The organism is Planomonospora corallina (assembly GCF_042650625.1).
Classification (GTDB): Bacteria; Actinomycetota; Actinomycetes; order Streptosporangiales; family Streptosporangiaceae; genus Planomonospora_B; species Planomonospora_B corallina.
This window is the reverse complement of sequence record NZ_JBHSBM010000023.1, coordinates 50,751-70,658: the sequence shown is the minus strand read 5'-3', so window position 1 is coordinate 70,658 and position 19,908 is coordinate 50,751. Positions and strand designations below refer to the sequence as shown.

The 19,908-nt window shown below is 74.2% G+C and carries 14 protein-coding genes; 2 read left to right on the top strand and 12 right to left on the bottom strand.

Annotation, left to right across the window (positions count from 1 at the left end; all coding sequences use genetic code 11):
- Positions 1 to 52 precede the first annotated feature (52 nt).
- Both ACFOWE_RS19575 and ACFOWE_RS19570 read left to right on the top strand, forming a co-directional pair.
- On the top strand, positions 53 to 1,612 hold the full coding sequence (locus ACFOWE_RS19575) for an aminotransferase-like domain-containing protein (RefSeq protein ID WP_377289825.1): 1,560 nt from the start codon (positions 53 to 55) through the stop codon (positions 1,610 to 1,612).
- 17 nt (positions 1,613 to 1,629) lie between these two features.
- A complete protein-coding gene (locus ACFOWE_RS19570) occupies positions 1,630 to 2,655 on the top strand; it encodes a phosphotransferase family protein (protein ID WP_377289823.1) in 1,026 nt (341 codons plus the stop codon).
- 29 nt (positions 2,656 to 2,684) lie between these two features.
- Here the strand turns inward: ACFOWE_RS19570 and ACFOWE_RS19565 are convergent, their stop codons facing one another.
- The 12 genes from ACFOWE_RS19565 to ACFOWE_RS19510 form a co-directional block, all read right to left on the bottom strand.
- Complete coding sequence (locus ACFOWE_RS19565; RefSeq protein ID WP_377289821.1) at positions 2,685 to 3,068, bottom strand: hypothetical protein; 384 nt, start codon at positions 3,066 to 3,068, stop codon at positions 2,685 to 2,687.
- The gene (locus ACFOWE_RS19560; RefSeq protein WP_377289819.1) at positions 3,065 to 6,523 is read right to left on the bottom strand and encodes a glycosyltransferase; all 3,459 of its coding nucleotides are present in this window, start codon (positions 6,521 to 6,523) and stop codon (positions 3,065 to 3,067) included. Before ACFOWE_RS19560 ends, ACFOWE_RS19565 begins: the two co-directional genes overlap by 4 nt.
- A 203-nt stretch (positions 6,524 to 6,726) precedes the next feature.
- Complete coding sequence (locus ACFOWE_RS19555) at positions 6,727 to 7,824, bottom strand: glycoside hydrolase family 26 protein (RefSeq protein ID WP_377289817.1); 1,098 nt, start codon at positions 7,822 to 7,824, stop codon at positions 6,727 to 6,729.
- Between the two features lie 155 nt (positions 7,825 to 7,979).
- Positions 7,980 to 9,215 carry a DegT/DnrJ/EryC1/StrS family aminotransferase gene (locus ACFOWE_RS19550; RefSeq protein ID WP_377289815.1) on the bottom strand — a complete coding sequence of 412 codons (1,236 nt, stop codon included), beginning with the start codon at positions 9,213 to 9,215 and terminating at the stop codon, positions 7,980 to 7,982.
- Positions 9,212 to 10,303: a GNAT family N-acetyltransferase gene (locus tag ACFOWE_RS19545; RefSeq protein ID WP_377289813.1), complete on the bottom strand. Its 1,092-nt coding sequence runs from the start codon at positions 10,301 to 10,303 to the stop codon at positions 9,212 to 9,214. Before ACFOWE_RS19545 ends, ACFOWE_RS19550 begins: the two co-directional genes overlap by 4 nt.
- Positions 10,300 to 11,211, bottom strand: coding sequence for a glycosyltransferase family 2 protein (locus tag ACFOWE_RS19540; RefSeq protein ID WP_377289811.1), 912 nt, complete (start codon positions 11,209 to 11,211; stop codon positions 10,300 to 10,302). The genes ACFOWE_RS19545 and ACFOWE_RS19540 overlap by 4 nt, the downstream gene beginning before the upstream one ends.
- Positions 11,208 to 13,577 carry a lipopolysaccharide biosynthesis protein gene (locus ACFOWE_RS19535; RefSeq protein ID WP_377289809.1) on the bottom strand — a complete coding sequence of 790 codons (2,370 nt, stop codon included), beginning with the start codon at positions 13,575 to 13,577 and terminating at the stop codon, positions 11,208 to 11,210. Before ACFOWE_RS19535 ends, ACFOWE_RS19540 begins: the two co-directional genes overlap by 4 nt.
- Positions 13,570 to 14,394 carry a polysaccharide deacetylase family protein gene (locus ACFOWE_RS19530; RefSeq protein ID WP_377289807.1) on the bottom strand — a complete coding sequence of 275 codons (825 nt, stop codon included), beginning with the start codon at positions 14,392 to 14,394 and terminating at the stop codon, positions 13,570 to 13,572. The genes ACFOWE_RS19535 and ACFOWE_RS19530 overlap by 8 nt, the downstream gene beginning before the upstream one ends.
- Positions 14,391 to 15,332: a glycosyltransferase family 2 protein gene (locus ACFOWE_RS19525; protein WP_377289805.1), complete on the bottom strand. Its 942-nt coding sequence runs from the start codon at positions 15,330 to 15,332 to the stop codon at positions 14,391 to 14,393. Before ACFOWE_RS19525 ends, ACFOWE_RS19530 begins: the two co-directional genes overlap by 4 nt.
- 2 nt (positions 15,333 to 15,334) lie before the next feature.
- On the bottom strand, positions 15,335 to 16,168 hold the full coding sequence (locus ACFOWE_RS19520; protein WP_377289803.1) for a glycosyltransferase family 2 protein: 834 nt from the start codon (positions 16,166 to 16,168) through the stop codon (positions 15,335 to 15,337).
- A 108-nt stretch (positions 16,169 to 16,276) separates the two neighbouring features.
- Positions 16,277 to 17,380, bottom strand: coding sequence for a GNAT family N-acetyltransferase (locus tag ACFOWE_RS19515; protein ID WP_377289801.1), 1,104 nt, complete (start codon positions 17,378 to 17,380; stop codon positions 16,277 to 16,279).
- A 548-nt stretch (positions 17,381 to 17,928) separates the two neighbouring features.
- On the bottom strand, positions 17,929 to 19,770 hold the full coding sequence (locus ACFOWE_RS19510; protein ID WP_377289799.1) for an RNA polymerase sigma factor: 1,842 nt from the start codon (positions 19,768 to 19,770) through the stop codon (positions 17,929 to 17,931).
- Between the last annotated feature and the right edge of the window lie 138 nt (positions 19,771 to 19,908).

Below are 19,908 nucleotides of genomic sequence, written 5' to 3'. Positions count from 1 at the left end.
GAGACCACTTCCTCCCGTCCTTCCCGGCGACCGTTCCTTTCTGGAGACCACCGTGCCCCCCATCCCCGTCGAGCTCCCCCTGGCGGTGGACCGTGCCGCCCCGGCCTCCCTCACCGTCCAGCTCGGCGACCGCCTGCGCGAGGCCATCCGCGGCGGAGCCCTGGCACCCGGCGAGCGGCTGCCCTCCACCCGAGCCCTGGCCCGCCAGCTCGCCGTCAGCCGCACCGTCGTCACCGACGCCTACCAGCAGCTCTACGCCGAGGGCTGGATCGAGGGCCGGCACGGCTCCGGCACCTACGTGGCCGACCTGGGCCCCTCCTGGCGGGCCGCACCCGCCGGGCCCGCCGTACCCGGGGGGAGGGGCGCGGCGGGCCGGGCGGACGGGCCCGCGCGGGACCGCCCCGGCGGCTCCGGCGTGGCGGGCGCATCCGGGGCGGCGTCAGCGGCGGGTGCGGAGGACCGGTGCGGGACCGCTCCGCCGGACGGCGGGTCCCGGACGGCGGGCCGGCGCGACGGGCGCGGCCGGACCGGGCCGGACGGCCGGGCCGTGATCGACCTGCGGCCGGGCCGGCCGTGGGTTCGGGACTACGACGAGGCGGCCTGGCGGCGGGCCTGGCGCGCCGCCGCCGACCTGCCGCCGGGCGACGAACCCGACCCCTACGGCTTGCCGCGCCTGCGCGAGGAGCTGGCCCGGCACCTGCGCCGGGCCAGGACCGTCCCGGCGGGCCCGGAGAACATCATGGTCACCCGCGGCACCGGCAACGGCCTCGACCTGGTCGCGGCCACCGTGCTGCGCCCCGGCGACCGGGTGGGTGTGGAGGACCCCGGCTGGAGCCGGGCCCGGACCATCCTCGCCGGCCGGGGCGCCGAGATCGTCCCCTGCCCGGTGGACGCCGACGGCGTCATCGTCGAGGAGCTCCCGGCGGACCTGCGCCTGCTCTACACCACCCCCGCCCACCAGTACCCGCTCGGCGGCAGGCTGCCCGTCGCGCGCCGCGAACGGCTGCTCGCCTGGGCCCGGCGCAGCGGCGCGCTGGTCGTGGAGGACGACTACGACGCCGAGTTCCGCTACGACGTCGCCCCGCTGCCCGCCCTGTACGGCCTCGACCCCGCCCGCGTGGTCCTGCTCGGCACTCTGTCCAAGTCCCTGTCCCCGGACATCGGGGTCGGCTGGCTGGTGGCGGCCCCCGACCTGCTCGCCGCCGTCGCCCGGACCCGCCGGGAGCTGACCGACCGCACCAGCGGCCCGGCCCAGCAGGCGGTGGCCGTCCTGCTGGAGCGCGGAGACCTGGACCGGCACCTGCGCCGCATGCGCCGCCAGTACGCCCGGCGGCGGGCCGCGCTGGTGGCGGCCCTCGGCTCCCGGGTGACGGGGGACACCGCCGGGCTGCACGTCATGATCGAGCTGCCCGGGCACGAGGCCGGCCCCCTGGTGGAGGCGGCCCGGGCCCGCGGCGTCCTGCTCGACAGCACCGGCCGCCACCACCACGGCCCGCCCGGCCGGCACGGTCTCGTGATCGGGTACGGCTCCGCCTCGCTCGCCCAGGTCCGGCAGGGGGCGGCGATCCTCGCCCACCTGCTGGGAACCGGACTGGCGGAGACGGCAGAATAACGTTCTAATAGTGCGCTATGAGCATCCCTGGTATCGACCGGCCCCGCCTGGTCGCCTGGATGGCCGCCCACGTCCCCGACGCGGGGGAGCCCACCGAGATCGCCCTGATCTCCGGCGGCCGGTCCAACCTGACCTACCGGATCGAGACGCCGGGCCGCCGCCTGGTCCTGCGCCGCCCGCCCCTCGGCCACGTCCTGCCCACCGCCCACGACATGCGCCGGGAGTGGCGGGTCATCTCCGCCCTGGCGGGCACCCCCGTGCCGGTGCCCGAGCCGGTCGCCCTCTGCGCGGACGAGGACGTGATCGGCGCGCCCTTCTACCTGATGGGCCACGTCGAGGGCGAGGCGATCCGGAGCCGGGAACAGGCCGCCCTCTCCCCGGAGCAGGCCAGGGCCCTGTCGGAGCGGCTCGCCGAGGTGCTGGCCGCCATCCACGCCGTGGACCACGCCGCGGTCGGCCTGGACGGCTTCGGCCGGCCCGAGGGCTACCTGGCGCGCCAGCTGGAGCGCTGGGGGCAGCAGTGGGAGCGCTCGAAGACCCGCGAGCTCCCCGAGTACGACGCCCTCGCCGCCCGCCTGCGCGAACGGCTCCCCGACCGGCCCGCCGCCGCGCTCGTGCACGGCGACTACCGCCTCGACAACACCCTGGTACGGCTGGCGCCCGGCGCGGACCCGGAGATCCGGGCCGTGGTCGACTGGGAGATGTCCACCCTGGGCGACCCCCTCGCCGACCTCGGGCTCACCCTGACCTACTGGCAGGACCCCGGCGACGACGGAGGGCTCCCGGTGGCCGGCGACATCACGCTCACCCCCGGCTTCCTCGACACCCGGGCCTTCGCCGCCCACTACGCGAAGGTCTCCGGCGCCGACCTGACCGATCTGGACTTCTACCTGGCCTTCGGCAACTTCAAGCTCGCGGTGATCCTCGAGGGCATCCACGCCCGCTTCGTCCAGGGCAAGACCGTGGGCGAGGGCTTCGAGGGCATCGGCGCCGCCGTCCCCCTGCTGGTCGCCCGGGCCCACCGGGCGCTGGACGGCCGCTAGGCGGGACCGGGCGGGCCGGAGCGGTCCCGCTAGGGGCGTGCCGCCTGGCGGCGGGCCCGGTACGCGGTCAGCGGCACGCCCAGGGCGGCGAGCGAGGTGATGGTGGCCAGCACCGTCAGCGCCCGGTACACCGTGAACGTCCCCGTCATGAAGAACACCTCGCTGACCAGGATGCCGAGCGCGACGCTGAGGGCGAGCGTGAGCGCCAGGCTCTCCATGGCGTCCCCCGTGTGGTCGCGCGGGGACAGCAGCGGCCGGAAGAACGCCAGCACGGCGGCGCCCGGGCAGGTGAGCAGATAGACCACCGTGACGGTGACGCGCAGCGGCGCCGCGCCGGTGGCCTGCGTGGCCACGAGCAGGGTCAGCCACCCGGAGGTGGCCAGCAGCAGGAGCGGCCAGCGGGAGGTGTTCACGACGACTCCTTCGGGATCAGCTCGTAGACGGCGCCCCCGGAGTTCTCGATGAGGAGCCGGAAGCGGTCCGACGACGCGACCCCCTGGCGGATCCGGTCGACGGTCCCGTTCGGGAAGATGCCGGCCGTCTCGATGGCGGCCTTCTGCGCGCGGTTGAGCACCAGGTAGGACCTGGCGCCCTGCGGCACCGCCGACATGAGGCCGATCAGCGACGGCACGGGGTCGCGCACCAGCTCCACCCGGGTGGGCACGTAGTCCGGCAGCCCCGGCACGGCCTCGCGCGAGCGCGGCAGCTCGTCCAGCCAGCTGTGCTGGTAACGCTCGTAGTAGTCGTAGGCGGCCGGAAGGAAGAAGGTGGGCGCCACGATCAGGGAGCCCTCCGGCGCCACCCGGTGCACCTCGCGCACCAGCCGGACCTCGTCCCGGGTGAAGTAGTTCGCCTGCTCCTTGCCGTAGTTGCCGAAGAAGAAGCCGGTGACCATGAGCATGAGGACGACCGGCAGGACCAGCGTGCGGACGAACGCCCGGCGGGCCGGCAGGAAGAGCGCGGCGGCCAGGAACGCGGTGATCGGGAGAGAGAACAGGTAGATGCGGAAGAGGATCTCCCCGCCGTAGCTGCCCGCGGCGAGGAAGAGCAGCGGGCTCAGGCCGATCACCAGCAGGGGCAGGCCCGGCCGGCGCAGCCAGTGGCGGCGCAGCAGCGCGCCCCCCGCGGCGAGCAGCCACACCCCGGCGGACAGGGCGCGGTCGGCGTAGGCGACGATCACCTGCCCGGGGGCGGCCGTGCCGAGGGAGAGGAAGCCGTGGTCGAGGTTGCCGCCGGCGTCACCGAGCGACGCCACGATGTCGCTGAACCGGGCCTCCAGCAGCTGCCAGGCCGCCATGGTGTTCCACGCCAGCACGGTGAGGGCGGTCAGCAGCAGGATGCCGAGGTTCCGGTGGCGCCGCAGGACGAACAGGGCGGCGAGCGCGGCCACCAGCATGAGCGGGGTCAGCTGGTGGGAGGAGGCGATCGCCGCGATCGGGGTGGTCAGCACGAGCGCCCAGACCAGGCGCCGGCGGGTGCCGGAGACCGGCGGCGGCTCCGCGCCCAGCCCTTCGGGGTCGTCGCCGGCCTGGATCGGCCCGCGCCGGAAGCGCCGCACCACGACCACCAGAACCGTCAGGTAGAGGACCAGCGCGGTCGCCTGGGGCGAGAAGTAGTCCTGTCCCACCCAGGAGCAGGAGAAGTAGACCCAGACCGCGCCCCACACCAGCTGCCGGTTCCGGGTGACCGTGCGGAACAGCAGCAGCAGCGGGAGCAGCATGGCGGTGTTGAAGACCGCCGGCCCCCACACGGCGATGCCGAGGGCGTCCGGCAGCCCGGCCGCCTGCGTCATCATCGCGAAGTACGAGAAGAACCCGGGCCACTGGTGGTAGGCGGCCAGCGCGCTGACCTCCGGGTCCGTCGCGCCGTGCCGGATCAGATAGTCGATGACGGAGACGTGCTTCCACGCCCAGGAGTACCGCAGGGAGGGGTAGAGCAGCGCGGGGGTCGCGTGCAGCACCGCGATCAGCACCAGCGTGTACCCCGCGTGCCAGAGCTCCAGGGCCTTCCGGTCGCCGAGCAGCGCGACGAACCCGACGACCATGACGGCGACCGCCGCCCAGAACGTGGCCGGCAGGACCGTGATCAGGCCCAGGTCCGTCATGTGGTCGAGGCGGACCTCGCGCAGCGACAGGCCCCAGAGCACGGCGGCGACGGGGAGCGCGGTGCGCGACAGGAACCACGTCCACTGGCCCGTACGGCGCGGCACGCCGTCGTCCCGGGTGGTGCGCAGCCGCCCGCCCACGTAGCCGGCGTGGGCCGCCACCAGGCCCAGGAGCATCACCACCAGGGCCTTGTACGCCTTGACGTCCGCCGGCCCGGTGAAGGTGACCGCGCGGAAGACCGCCCGCGGCAGGCCGTACCTGATCGGGGCCAGGTGGGCCGCCAGCCCCTCCCAGCCGCTGGTCCGCCGCACCACCTCGGCCTGCGAGCGGCCCTCGGCGGCGCACCGGGACAGGAAGTACGAGACGGTGGAGCGCCGCTCCGGCACGTCCAGCCGGACGACCGCCGCGGGCTCGTGGAGCAGTTTCGCCCCCGGCCGCAGGTCGAGCAGGTGGGTGCGGAGCTCGGTCTTCACCCCGCCGGCGGGCTCGGCCGCGACCTCCTCGGTCCGGTGGTCCGGCCCTTCGGGGAAGCCGCCGGCCTCGAGCAGCGTCCGGCGGTGGAACGAGAGCGCGCCGCCGTACAGGTCGTCGACCGGGTCCGTCTGGAGGCGGGAGCCGGTGAACGGCACCCCCAGCACCCAGCCGAGCTCGGCGGGGAACCAGTCGGGCTTGCCCGTGCTCCAGCGCAGCGCCACCCGGCCGCGGACCGCGACCGCCTCGGGGTCGGCGTAGGCGTCCAGCAGCGCGGCCGACCAGCCCGGCTCGGGAGCGGAGTCGCCGTCGAGGAAGGCGACGACGTCGCCCCGCACCCGGGCCAGGCCCAGGTTGCGCGCCGCGGCCGCGCCCACGGCCTCCGGCTCGTGCACCACCGTGACCTCGCCGGTCCCGCCCAGCTCGGCCTCGGCCCAGGCGGCCAGCTCGGGGGAGCGGTCCACGACCAGCACGATCTCCTCGGGGGCCGGATCCTGCGCGCGCAGCGCGTTGACCGTCACGGCCAGGCGGAAGCGCGACTGCGCGGGGCCGGCGGTGACGACGACCGACAGGGACGGGCCGGCCGTCTCCGCGGGCGCGGGCCCCTGCCGCTCCGGCACGATCTCCCGGCGGGCGGGCGGGACCATCGGGACCGGCACCCGCCAGGCGACGGTGGGGGCGTCGTGGTCGTCGCAGTCCTCGACGGCCGCGCCGGCCTTGTCGGCCGCGCCGGCCTTGTCGGCCTCCTCGGCCTCCGTGCCCGGTGCGGCGGTGACCGTCTCGACGGTTCTGCTCGTCCCGGGACCCGTCCCAGGGCCCATCCCGGGACCCGTCCCGGAGCCCGCCCGGGCTCCGGCCCCGGCGCCCTCCGCGGGGCCGCGCCCGTCGCGGCTCTCCGCGGCGCCGGCCCCGGCGGCCCCGGCGTCCGCGGATCCGGCGGTCCGGGCCTTCCCGTCCCGATCCTGCCCGCCCTCGGACTTGGCGGCGCCGGGCTTCTTGGCCCCGCCCCTCGCGGCGCGGGCCTTCCGGGCCGCCTTCTTGGTCCGGGCCTTCCTGGCGCCGGCCCTGTCCGCCCCGTTCTCCCCGCCCTGCTTCCCTCCGGCCCCGCTCTCCTGGTCGGTGTGCTCCCCGTCCGGCCCTCCGCCGGAGGGGTCCGGCGGGAGACCGGCCCGGCCGCTCTCCCCGGCTCCGTCCGGGACGGGCTCGGAGGGGGCGGCCGGGGGAGAGGCCGGACGTCCCATCGGCTGGGTGACCACCTCGTCGATCACCTCTTCGGCCTGCCTGCCCTCCACGCGCGCCCTTCCCTGGGTAGTCGATGGGGGAGTTAAGTCGCTTGCCGACTTTACTCCGCGTGTCTTCGCTTTCGCCGTATCACCACGGGCAGCCGTGGCGGCCCGTCCCGCGACCGGGACGGGCGCGAAGGGCCCGTCCCGTGCCGCCCGCGCACGCTCCGCCCGTCGGGCGCCGCGTGCGCGCCTGCCTTCCCGCCGGACCGTCAAGGGAGGGGCTGGCGGAAGTAGGGGTCCTTCCCGACGTCGGAGAACGCCTGCAGGACACCCGGACCGGTGAGCGTGAAGTCGCACTCGTCCGCGTCCGTGTTGTTCCACTGGATGATCGCCTTGAGGTTCGGCATCTCCCTCATCACCGCCGGGATGTCGCGGAACCACTCGCCCTTGGCGGAGGGGTCACTGGCGTGGCTCTCCGTCCCGTACTCGGCGAGCATCAGCGGCTTGTGGGAGAAGCCGTTCTCCTGGAACCACTCGTAGGTGGGCCGCACGGTCTCCTCGAAATCCTGCCACTTCGCCCCGCGGCAGGTGGCGAAGTTGTACGGATCGAAGCTGATCCAGTCGACGTAGTCGTCACCGGGGTAGTACGGCTTCCAGCGGTCGCGGAACGGGTAGTAGCCGGTGACGCCCCAGACCCAGAGCGCGTTGTCCGCGCCCGCCAGCCGGAAGCGGTCGACGATGCGCTTGTAGGCCGCGATGTACTCCTCGGCGGTCTGGCCGCTCTCCTCGCGGTCCTTCTCGCCGTCGAAACCGATCAGGACGGGCCTGCCGTACTCCTTGACCCGCTCGGCCTGGGCGTCGATGACCCGGTCGAGCTCGCCGCGGGCGATGGCGTGCCAGGGGATGTCCACGTTCCCCTCCCAGATGGACGACTCCCAGCCGAGGAACATGATGCGGTCGGTGGCGATCTTGCTCTCGTCGTCCCGGAAGAACCGGCCCGCGTCGCCCTCGGACATGTCGTGGTAGCTGATGACGATGTCGAGCCTGCGGCCGATCTGCTCCTCCATCGCGGTCACGTCGTCCACCAGGCCGCGCTCGGCGTCCGGCGGCACGTGCATCCCCCACCAGGCCCCGCAGGGCGGCACCAGGTCGGAGGTCGGGACGCACGAGCGCGGGGTGGCCTGGTCCCCCGGCACCGTCGGGGACGGAGGGGCCGCGCCGTGCTCGACGGGGGCCGCGTACATGTAGACGACGGCGGTGATCGCCAGGGCCGTCACCAGGGCGGCCACCAGGGTGACGGGGATCCAGCGGGAGGGTGCGGCCCCCGTGCCGTGGCGGGCGTGCCTGCCCTTGCCGGGCATGGTCATCGGGTCCTCCGAACGTACGGGTCCAGCGGACCGGCTGAAGCCGACATGGGACGATCACTCTCCGTGCGCTCTGCTTGACTCATCAGCTCTCATGGATCATGGAGGGGGAGGGTTATGGTGAGCGTAAGGTCACGCTGCGCTGTCCTCGCTGGTCCCTACGTCAAGGCGCCCGCCTCCTCCCCGGCGGACGGAGGCGCGTAGGGCACCGGGGGAGGGGGCGCCGGCCGCACCCCCATCCGGTCCAGCAGCGTGGCGACGCGCCGTGCGCGGAGCGGGTCGACCGGGAGCACGTGCCGGGTCCACCAGCGCGCGGTCTCCGGGGTCGGCCCGGGCGGCACGAGGTCGAGATAGTCGTCCAGCGGCGGGTCGTAGACGAACCCCGGGACCACGCCGTACCGCTCCAGCCGGGCCAGGACCCCGTCGCGGTCGGCGACCAGCAGCGGCACCCGCAGCAGCGGCCGGGGCGGCGCGGCGGCCACCCCCCGGGCCGCCCACGGCAGGCCGCGCAGCAGCTCCACTCCCGCCAGCCTGCGTTCCCGCTCCCGGTCGACCACCCGGAAGCGGGAGCGCTGGTAGCCCCGGAGCAGCGCGCCCTGCCGCATCCGCCAGTCGTCCAGGTCGATGCGGAGCCAGTGGCCCAGCCCGGCGAGCCTGCCGGACTCGCCGGACTCGCCGGATCCGACGGGCCCGGCGGGGGAGGCGAGGGCCTCGCGCAGCTCCTCCTCGCGGGGGGCGCAGCGGTGGCCCGTCCACCGGATGACGCCGAGCGCCGTCAGCGTCCGCCACATCGGCCGGACCAGCCCGGTCCGGTAGATCGTCTCGCGCAGCACCGGCCGGAGCACGCCGAGTAGCTGCGCGCGCGGGCCCCCGTCGAGCAGGAGCCCGTCGCGCATGCGGGTCAGGGCGGGCATCGCGGCGGGGTCCTCCACCGTCAGGAACCCACCGGACATCGCCCTGCCGTGCTTGGCGAGACTGAACACGCCGGCGGTGCCGAACGTGCCGGCCGGGCGGCCGTCCACGGTCGTCAGCATGGCGTGCGCGGCGTCGTCGATCAGGACCAGGCCGCGGCGGTCGCACTCGGCGCGGAGCCGGACCACCTGGTCGGGCTGGCCGTACAGATGGGTGGTGAGCACGCCCGACAGGCCGGTCCAGTCGACCAGGTCCACGTCGATGTTGCCGTCGTCGACGGAGACCGGCGCCATGACGGGGCGCAGGCCCGCCGCCAGCGCGACGAACAGCACGGTCTCGCAGTTGGTCGGCGCGATCAGCACCCGGTCGCCGGGAGCGAAGCAGTGGCGCAGGGCCAGGTAGAGGCCGAACCGGGCCGAGGGCACGTGCAGGCACGCGACCCCGATCCGCTCGCTCATGGCGGCCTCCAGGGCGCGGCTCATCGGGCCTTCAACCGCTCGCGCAGCCTGCCGTACCGCTTCATGGCCTTGTCGGCCGCGCCGTACAGGGCGGGGCTGTCCAGGATGAACTGCCGCGCCCGGCGCACCGGCGTGTTGCGCAGCCAGTGCGCCGCCGCGCCCGCCGAGCGGCGCCGCACGCAGCCCTCGCCGACCGGCTCCCCCCGGCTGCGCAGCGCCTCCTTGTACTCCGAACCGGTGCCGATGCCCAGGTCCATCGAGTGCAGCCCGGCGGCTGCGGCCCCCTCGGCCATCCGCAGGTGCTGGACCAGGCCGGGGGAGTACTTGGCGAACTCCGGGTCGTAGGCCGGGAACCAGCCGATCAGGATCGTGTCCGAGCGGAGCCCGAAGTGCCCGGCGACCGGCTTGCCGTCGCAGTAGAGCATGGACAGCGGACCGGCGAACTCCGGGGTGTCGATCGCGTGCAGCCGCTCGACGAGCTCGACGACCCACGGCCTGCCGAACCTGTCGGGACGGCCCATCCGCTGGTACTGGGCCGACTTCCAGCTCCGCAGCAGGCGGAACTGCTCGTCGTCGCGGGCCGCGAACTCGAAGGTGAGCTCACCGGCGTCCCGGCCGAGCTTGCGCTCCTTGTACAGGGTGGTCTTGAGGAACTTCGGCGAGCGCTCCTTCAGCTCCTCCAGGTAGGCCGCGTAGCCGCGGGACAGGTCGAGGATCACCGACTCCTGGCTCAGCGTCTCGAACGGCTTGAACCACGTCTGCCCGTCGACCATGCAGCCGAACTCCCACACGTGCAGCCCGCAGGCGCGCAGCAGCGCCTCGGCGTCGAACTCCGCGCCGGGGAAGTGGACCACGCCCTGGCAGAGCGAGACCCAGGCGCCGATCGCGGCGCCCACGCCGCCCGCGTGCCGCTCGAACGGGAAGAACCCGATGGGCCCGTCCGACTCGGAGATCACCGCGACCCGGGCCTCGGCGCAGACCTCGCCCATCGCGACGGTGAACTCCGGGCTGAGGAAGGGGTTGCCCAGGCGCGGGGTCGCGTGCTGCATCTCGCGCCAGGCGTCGATCTCGGCCTTGCCGAGCTCGGAGGGGCGGATGACGTCGATGTTCATATGCCGCGCCCCATCTTGTGCAGGCCGCCGACGATCGCCGGGGCGGGCATGCCCGCGGTCACGGCCAGCGCCAGGTAGGCGCGGGGCTCCCAGGGGCGCCGCCGTACGGCGCGGCCGATCCAGCGCAGCGCCTGCGCCGAGCGGCCCAGCGCCGCCTCGGCGAAGGCGATCTTGCCGGCGAGCTGGGCGTATCCGCCCGGGGCCCGGCCGAACTCGGGATAGCGCTCCAGCATCCAGCGGAGCGCCGAGGAGATCGTCTCGCTGGTCTCGACCACCGAGAAGTGCGAGGAGGTGTGCAGCCTCACCCGCACCCCCGTCTCCGGCACGTTGACGATCGGGCCGAACCGGGCGGCCCGCAGCAGCAGCTCGTAGTCCTCGCCGTAGCCGCCGGGCAGTTCCTCGCTGACCAGGCCGAAGCCGTCCACCAGCGCGTCGCGGCGCATCAGGTAGGTGGAGGGGTGCATCGACGGCAGCTGCTTGCGCAGCAGGTCCCGCAGCGTCACCTTCGACATCGGCACCGACCTGGCGAAGGCCACCGTGTCGTTGAAGAGCTCGATCCCGCAGGTCGCGAAGTGCCCGTCGCCGAGCGCGGCCACCTGGGCGCGGAGCCGGTGCGGCAGCCACAGGTCGGTGTCGTCGCAGAAGGCGACCAGCTCGCCGTCGCCGAGCAGCACGCCGGTGTTGCGCGCGCCGGCGATGCCCGGCTGCCGCGTGTTGGGCGTCACCACGACCCGGCGCCCGGGCCTGGCGGTCGCGAAGGACTCGTCCGGAGGGCTCTGGTCGAAGACGGCGACGCAGGTGATGTCACCCGGGTAGTCCTGACCGAGGATCGAGTCGATCGTCTCCTGGAGGAGTCCGGTGCGGTTGCGTGTCGGGATCACGACGGTGACCGCCGGCCAGTCGTTCACGGCAGGTCCTTTCCTGGAACTCGGGATTCATGGATGTCGGGGGTCCGGGCGCCGGGGACGGGGACCCCGGGACCGGAGAGCGGGGCACGGACCGGTGCGGGCCCCGTACGGCCGCCCGTGCGGCGCTCCGTGCGGAGGCCGGTGCGGGCCGGTGCCAGGGCGAGTGCGCACAGGCAGAGCAGGACGGCCACCGAGGCGGTGACCGACTCGGCGGGCACGAGCCAGAGGCCGGTCGTCGCCGCGAGCGCGAGCGGCCAGTGGACCCGCTCGTCCGGGTGGGCGCGCCGCGCGACGAGCAGCATGGGCACCAGGCCCGCCACGGCCGCGGCGACCGGCGTCCACACCAGCAGCGGGGTGGGGTCGGCCAGCCCCATCGCGCGGGCGAGGAAGGCGGGCAGGGCCAGCGGCCACTGCCCGCCGGCGGCCTCGCCGGTCGCCATCACCCGGGTGACCGCGGCGGCGTCGGCTCCGGCCGCTCCGGCCAGCGCCTCCGTCCCGTGCAGGCACAGGGCCACGGCGATCAGCTGGATCCAGAGCACCCACCGTCGGCGGAGCATGACCAGCTCCGCGGCCATGGCCACCATCACCAGCGCGACCCCGGCGCCGACCAGCGCGGGCCCGGGCAGGGTCCCCGGCCGGGCGGGCGCCGTCACGGCGAGCGCGACGATCACGAGGCCCTCGGCGGTGATCAGCGGCGGCAGCAGGGTGCGCGTCCACTCCCACCACGCGGGTGAGGACCGCACGCGTCGCTCCCGGGGACCGGGCCCGACGCGGGGACCGGGCGCGGCGGGCCGCGCGCGCCGGTCCCGCTGAGCGGGTACGGCCTCGCCCCGCGGCACGGGCCGCGGGAACGGCTCGGTGACCGCCGCGCCGTCCGGGTGCCAGGCGGGCGGCCCAGAGGACGGTCCCGTGGACGGCCCGGCCGGGAAGCCGGTGACGGACGGACGGCCGTCGACCTTGATGACCCGCATCACCAGGGTCGGGACGTCGTCCGGAGAGGCGGGCGCCTCCGGCGGGAGGGCGGCCCGCGCCGCGCCGCCCTTCCGCAGCACCCCGACCAGACCCGGGGCGACGGCGGCGGCGACGACCAACTGCGCCGCGAGGGTGCCCAGGCCCACGCCGGTGATGCCGTGCGTCCGGAAGAAGACGAACGACGCCCCGACGACCAGGACGCACAGCAGCGCCTGGAACAGCAGCAGGGCCCGTGCCCGGCTGCGGGCGCGGAGCACGCCGAGGTAGATCTCGATGAACGCGTGCGGGACCGAGGCGAGGGCGAGCAGCCGGAGCGCGTCGGCCCCGTGCTCGGCGTAGGACGCCCCCCAGCCCAGCCGCAGGATGAGCGGGGCGGCCAGGGCCGTCACCGCCACCGCGGGGACCAGGAGCATCAGGGTGCGCCGCAGGGCCAGCCTGCACCGTCCCGCCAGCGCCGCCGGGTCCGACGCTCCCTCGATGGTCAGGGAGATCGCCATGTTGAGGGCGAGCATGTCGAAGACGCCGACGAGGGTCACCGCCGCGCCGTAGTAGCCCGCCATGCGCGCGTCCACGCCGGCCGACACCAGGGCGGGCACGAGGTAGACGCTGGCGAGGATGAGCAGCGTGCCGGGGAAGTCCCCGGCCAGGAAACCGCCGATCCGCCGCAGCGGGGGCGGGGCGCGGTGGGCGTCGCGGGCGGCGGTCCCCGGCGCCAGCCTGGTGAAGATCGCGATGCTCACCGGAACGACGGCGACGGCCACCGGGACCGTCCAGGCCAGGAAGATCCCGGCGCCGGGGAAGGACGGGGCCAGCACGACCAGCAGGACGAGCTTGGCCACGCCGACGGCCACCCCGATCAGCGGCACCCAGGGCGCCTTGCCCAGCGCGGTGAGCACCACGTCCTGGAGCGTGAACACGCACCACAGGACGACCGCCACCAGGAACCAGGCCGCGGGCCCGAAGCCGGCCAGCCCGCCGACGTTGGCGCCCCACATCGGGAGCGTGGCCAGGAAGCCCCCCGTCAGGGCGGCCGCCGCGCCGCCGCCCGCCAGGTAGGCGGCCGCGACCAGCCGGCCCGTCGCCGGACCGCCCTCCGGCAGGAACCGGGTGAGCGCGCCCGTGAGCCCGAAGGCGGTGAGCGCCGAGAGCAGGCGCATCGCGGCGATCAGCGCGAAGCCGCGGCCGTAGTCGGCGTCGCTGTAGAAGCGCGCGGCGACCGTCCAGTACGCCAGCCCGAGCAGGCCCGCCGCGCCGGCGTTGACGATCAGCGAGTAGGCGTTGCGGAGCAGGGGGTCGTTCAGGTCCGCCGGGAGACGCCCGCGCAGGGCGGCCAGCGACCCTCGCCGTCGCTCCACCCCGGAAGGGCGCTCCACCGGCAGGCGCGCGTCAGTCACCGCCCATTACCTGTCCCGCCCCGGCCCGGGCCCCGATCCGGTTCAGCCCGTAACGGGTGCGCCGCACGAGCGCGTACCCCTTGGTCAGGGTCCGCTCGCGCAGGTAGAGCAGGGACAGCCCCTGTCCGCTGACCGCCTTGACGAACTTCGCCGGCGAGGTGTGCTCGGTGATCGTCAGGCGGGGCAGCGCGAGCGGCTCGTCGTCCTTCTCGAAGGCGTCGTTGGCCACGGCGCACGCGGTCAGGTAACCCGCCTGGCGCACCCGGCGGCGGACCCGCGCGCTGGAGTAGCCGTAGGGATAGGCCATGGTGGTCACCGGCCGGTCGATGCGGTCCTCCAGCAGCGCCTTGTTCCTGCGCAGCTCGTCGGCGAGTTCCCGGTCGGGGAGCTGGTCGAGCTGCGGGTGGCTGTGGCTGTGCCCGCCGATCTCGGCGCCGCAGGAGACCGCCTCGGTGATCTGGCTCCAGGAGAGCGTGGGACCCAGCCGCCGCCCGGCCGCGTCCTTCCCGGCGTCCCGGATCCAGCCGGTGGTGACGAAGACCGTCGAGGGGAAGCCGTACCGGGCGAGCAGCGGCAGCGCCTCGGTGTGGAAGTCGTCGTACCCGTCGTCGAAGGTGATCGCCACCGGCCGCTCCGGGAGCGGGCCGGTCCCCCTCACTCCGGCGACCAGGCCGGACAGCGTCATCGGGGTGAAGCCGTGCTCCCGGAGCAGCTCGAGCTGCTCGGCGAAGCGCGCCGGCGAGACCGCGAGCGGCCGGGTCTCCTCGGTCGGCCGCTCGCTCACCGCGTGGTACATCAGGATCGGAACGCGTGTCATGATCGCCCCAGCTTCAGACGTGCGGTGCCCACCGTGTAGCCCCAGCCGGTCCAGGCCAGGCCGGTCATGATGGCGACGGCCCGGCCCAGCCCCGACGGGTCACCGGTCAGGGCCGCGCCGACCCCGCGCAGGACCCCGGCGGGCAGGGTCCTGGTGGCGTACGCCCGCTCGCTGGACAGGCCGTCCTGAGCGCCGACGCTGGAGGCGACCAGCGCCTTGGACAGGCCCTCGGCGTAGCAGCGGGCCCGGAAGTAGGCGAACCGCGCCCGCTGCTCGGAGACCTTGTGCCCGATCACCGCGGCGGGCTGGAACAGCATCACCGCTCCCGGGAGCCGCTGCGACAGGCGGATGCAGAACTCGGTCTCCTCGCAGCCGAGCGGGCGGCTCCTGCGGCCCTGCACGCTGCGGCCGATGCCGGTGTGGAACCCCCCCACCTCGGCCACGACATGCCTGCGGAAGGCGGCGTTGCCGCCCATGACGTTGCGGATCGGCGAGCGGACCGTGGGCATGCCCACGTAAGTGCACCCCACGGTCCAGTCGAACTCCGGCGGGAACCAGCGGGGACGGCGGCCCGTCGCCCACAGCGGCCTGGTGAGCCCGCCCACCCCCACGACGGTCGGGTCCTGGAAGCCCTCCTCCAAAGCCTCCAGCCAGCCGGGTTCCGCCACTGCGTCGTCGTCCAGGTACGCCACGATGTCGCCCGAGGCGGTGGCCGCACCGGTGTTCTTGCCGCCGGACAGTCCCTTCTCGTGCGTGTTCTCGACCACGATGGCGTCGGGGTACTCCTGCTTCAGCCGCAGGTGCAGCTCCGGGTTGTGGTCGACGACCAGGATGACCTCGTGCGGCCTGCGCCGCTGCCGTTCGACCGACTCGACGGCCGCCCGGATGTCCTCCCAGCGCTCCTCCGTGTAGACGCAGATGACGACGCTGCTCTTCATGGTCAGGCGGCGCCCTGGTCCGCTGCGGGGGCGGTGGCCCTCGGCTCGGGCAGGCGGGCGGCCGGACGGTCGCGCCACTCCCTGATGATCGTCCGGAGCACCCGGAGGCCGTCGCGGACCGCGTGGAGGTTGCTCTCCCCGTGGATGCGGCAGCGCTCGTGACTGGGCACCTCGTGGATCTTCAGCCCGGCCTTGGCGGCCCGGATGTTCATCAGGGTCTCCACCTCGAAGCCCTCGCAGTCCACGTTGAGGACGTCGAGGTGGCGGGCCCAGAAGGCGTTGTAGCCGTAGCACAGGTCGCTGTACTGGGTGCGGTAGATCCGGTTCACCAGGCCGGTGAGGATCTTGTTGCCCATCGTGCGGGTGAAGGTGAGGTCGTCGCTGCCGCCGCCGGAGGCGTAACGCGAGCCCTTGACGAAGTCGGCGCCGGCCACCAGCGCGCTCACGAAGTGGATGATCTCGTGGCCGTCGGTGGAGCCGTCCGCGTCGATCATCACGATGATGTCGCCGGTGCAGGCGGCGAAGCCCGCGGCCAGCGCGTCGCCCTTGCCCTTGCCGGTCTGGGTGACCACGCGGACGTTGGGGCGCAGCCGCTTGGCGACGGCGACGGTGTCGTCCACCGAGTTGCCGTCCACGAGGATGATCTCGTCGATCCACTGCGGGATCGTGGCGAAGACGTGGGGGAGGTTCTCCGCCTCGTTCATCGCCGGCACCACGACGCTCACGGTGGGTGCGATGGCCATGTGCGGGGTGAGCGGTGTGAAGCGCTCGAGCGGTGGAATGGAGCGCAGTATGCCGTTCGGCTTGACGGTCGGCCTGATCGTTTCAGAGTTCATGATGACGGATGGTCCTTCCGCACGCCCGCTCACGGCACGAGACGAGAGCGGACGCTACTGAGAGTGAGAGAGCTGTCACATCGGGAATTTGGTGGCAGTGAGGAATGGTTACCGTGTATGTGTCGGCTGCTGCGAGCGGAAACGCGGTCGGAGGCGGGATTTTGCCCGTCCGTAGGTCTTGAGCAGGCGGTCGGCGGCACGGAAGAGACGAGGGTCGTCCACGACGGTGGTGCGGAGCCTGCTGAGCGGGACCCGGCCCAGCCACTGCACGGCGGCGGTGGGGGACGGGCGGGCGACGCGGGCCTCGGCGACCATCATGACGCCGGTCCTCAGCCAGTCCTTGTACTCGCGGTCGCCCTTGCCCATGTCGACCTGCGACAGGCCCGCCGCGGCGGCGTGCTCGGCCAGGAACAGGTGGTGCATGATGCCCGGCGAGTAGGGCGCGTAGGCCGGGTCGTAGGCCGGGAACCAGCCGACGAGGTTCTGCGCGGTGCGCAGGCCGAAGTGGCCGGCCACCGGGGTGTCCCCGGCGTAGACCATGGTCAGCACGCCGGCGAAGTCGTCGGACCGGCAGGCGTGCATCTCCTCGACGAGCCGCACGATCCACGGCTGGGCGAAGCGGTCCACCCGGCCGGTCCGCTGGTACTGGTCGGACTTCCAGCGCAGGAGCGTGTGCAGCCCCGCCGGGTCCGGCGAGGCCCACTCGAACCGGACCTCGCCGTGCTCGCGGCCGAGCTTGCGTTCCTTGTAGCGGACGGTCTTGTAGTTCTTCGGCGAGGCGGCGCGGACCTGCTCGACGTAGGCGTCGAACCCGGAGCTGAGATCCATCAGGGGGGCCGGCCGCACGTCCGTCTCGTACGGGGCGAACGTGGGCTGGCCCGCGACCAGGTAGTCGAAGTCGATGACCGAGAGCCGGCAGGCCCGGAGCAGCTCGCGTGCCTCGATCTTGAGCTCGGGGATCGAGATCAGCCCGTGGCAGGTGACGAGGAAGCCGCCCAGCGGCCTGCCGACGCCGAAGCCGTGCCGTTCGAAGGGGAAGAAGCCCGCGATCGTGCCGCCGTCCTCGATCACCGCGACTCTGACCTGGTCGCGCAGTCTTCCCATCGCCAGTGTGAAGTCCACCGAGAGGAACGCGTTGTCGAGAGACGGGGAGCTCTTCTGGATCTCGCGCCAGCGAGTGATCTCAGATTCGCCCAGCTCCCCAGGACGCACGACAGTGATCTTCACTCTGATCTAGCCCCCCTGTTCGGCCCGCAGGCCTTCGTCGCCCCGATACAGCGTGCGCAGCACCCACATGAACGCTCCCACAATCGCGACAGTGGCCACTCCTGCCCGCGGCGACCATGCGTCAAAAGAGAGCATGGCTATCGCAAGGAGCCCATTAACAGCGACACTTGCCGCGATCCCCGCCGTTATCACTCGGAGAAGGTCACGATCACGCAACACTCCAATGAGAGCGATAGCAGGAGTAAGCAGAAGAAACAGAAGAACCAGGACTGACCGGAGCGAACCACCGACCTGGGCGAGCGCGAGCCCCGCTCCCACCGGGCATGCGAGCGCGAGCGCCCCGCTGAGCGCCCTGCTGAGCGCCCCGCGAACGATCGACATTTCCGGGCTCCTGGACTGGTGAGGCGTGGCTGGCCGCTAATCGATGTGACCAACCATCCCTCAGGCCCGTCAATGGCGACGTTTGCCATGAGCCCATGGTTTACCCAACTGCTAAGGGATGTCGCGGAGTTGTTCAGTACCAGGTCAGGAATTCAGGCGCTCTCCGGATCAGGGCTGGCAGCCGGGGTAGAAGAGGACGGTTCGGGCGCCGGAGCGGGGTCGGGCCCGGGCTCGGTCTCCTCGGGGACGGGGGCCTCCCACGAGATGGCGCAGCTGGTCGCGCCGGCCGGAGACCGGAACGAGATCCGCCCGGAGCCGCCCTCGCCGGGGCCGGCGGCGGTCACCCGGAGCATCGCCCCGGCGCCGGCCTTGAGCCGTCCGCTCCGGGGCTGCAGGACCAGCCCGCCGGAGGTGCTCGCCGACCACGAGAGCGCGGCGCCCTGCGCGGTGATCCGGATCAGCCCTCCCTCCCCGTCGATGCTCGGCGGGCACGAGACGGTCAGCCGGGCCGCGGGCGGCCGGGCGGCCGGGGTGCGGGTGGCGGGCCCGCGGGACCCGGTCCCCTGCCGGGGCGCCGCAGGGCGGGTCGCGCTGGCGGGCGCCGGAACCGCGGTGCGCGCGGACGGCACCGGCTCCGGGCCCCCGTCCTCGGCGGGGTCCTCCGCGGAATCCCCGGCGGGGCCCTCTGTGGAATCCCCGGCGGGGCCCTCGGTGGGGTTCTCCTCCGGATCGGGCGACGGGTCCTCCGATGAGGTCTGCGCGGGAGGGGGCTCGGAGACGACCAGGGCGGGCTCCGGGCCCGGGGCCGCCGCCGCTCCCCGGCCGAGGTCCTGCCCGGTGAACGCGATCATGCCGCCGGTCGCGGCCAGCACGCACACGGCGGCCGCGACCACCAGGCCGGGCCGCCCTGTGCCCCTTCCCGTGCCCCTTCCCGTGCCCCTTCCCGTGCTCCGCTCCGGCCGTCGGACCCTCCTCCCGCGGGTCCCGGCCCGGGCCCCGTCGAGGCCCCCTGCCCGGCTCCCTTCACGGAGCCCGTCACGAAAGCCGGCCCGAGATCCTGTGCGGGACCCGCCGCGCCGCGGCGCGGCGACCGGGAAGCCGGTCCGGTCGAAGTGGTCGCCCACGGCAACGACGGCGGCGCGGGCCCCGGCGTGACGGGGGTCCACGCAGGTCTCGACGGTCCGGCGGCGCAGGGAGAGCGGCAGGACGGCCACCGGGACCAGGTCGAGCAGCCGGCCGGCGGCGACGTGCCGGCCCCGCAGCTCGGAGCAGACCTCGCAGCGGGGGATGTGCGCCGCCAGCCGCCTGCGCAGCAGCGGGGTCAGCGGCCCCTCCCAGGAGTCGACCATCGCCGACAGGTCCGGGCAGTGCGCCCGGCCGATCCTGGCCAGCACGGCCGCCGCGGCGGCGTTCTCCAGGTGGTCGCGGGCCCGGGCGAGGCGGGTGGCGGCCTGCCGTGAGGTCAGCCCGAGCACCGCGCCGGTCTCGCCGGTGCTGAGGCCGTGCCGGAGCGAGAGCTCCAGCACCTGGCGCTCCTGTCCGCTCAGCTCCGCCAGCACCTCGCGCACCAGTACGGCCAGCTCGCGCCGGTGCGGATCGCCGTGCTCGCCGTCGTCTCCGTCTCCGTACGGGCCCCCGCGCCCGTCCCCGTACGCACCGCCGTACCCCTCGCGGTGACCGCCGCCGGGCGGAGCGGGCGCCGCGCTCCGCCCGGCCGGGGCGGGCGCGGCGCACCGGGCGCGGACCAGCGCGTACAGCCAGGGGCGCAGTCGCCCGGCGTCCCGCAGCCGGTCCGCGCACCCGTGCGCGACGACCAGCGCGTCGTGCACGGCGTCCGCCGCCTCGGCGGTGTCGTCCAGAAGGGAGAAGGCGTAGTCGTTGAGGCGCTCGGCGTAGGCGTCGAACAGCCGCGCGGGCGCCTGGGCGTCGGCGCGCCGGAGCGCCTCCGCGAGTCGCTGGTCGTCGGTCCGGCCGACGGTCGGCCATCCGGGCACGGACATTCCTCCCCGACGCAGACGGATTCTCGTTCACGGGTCACGCCCGAGTCCCCACGCGAGTGGGACGCCACCCGTCCGCGGCGGGTTGCCCTGCCATGCCGACCAGGCATGACCTGGGATAAAAGGGACGGGCGG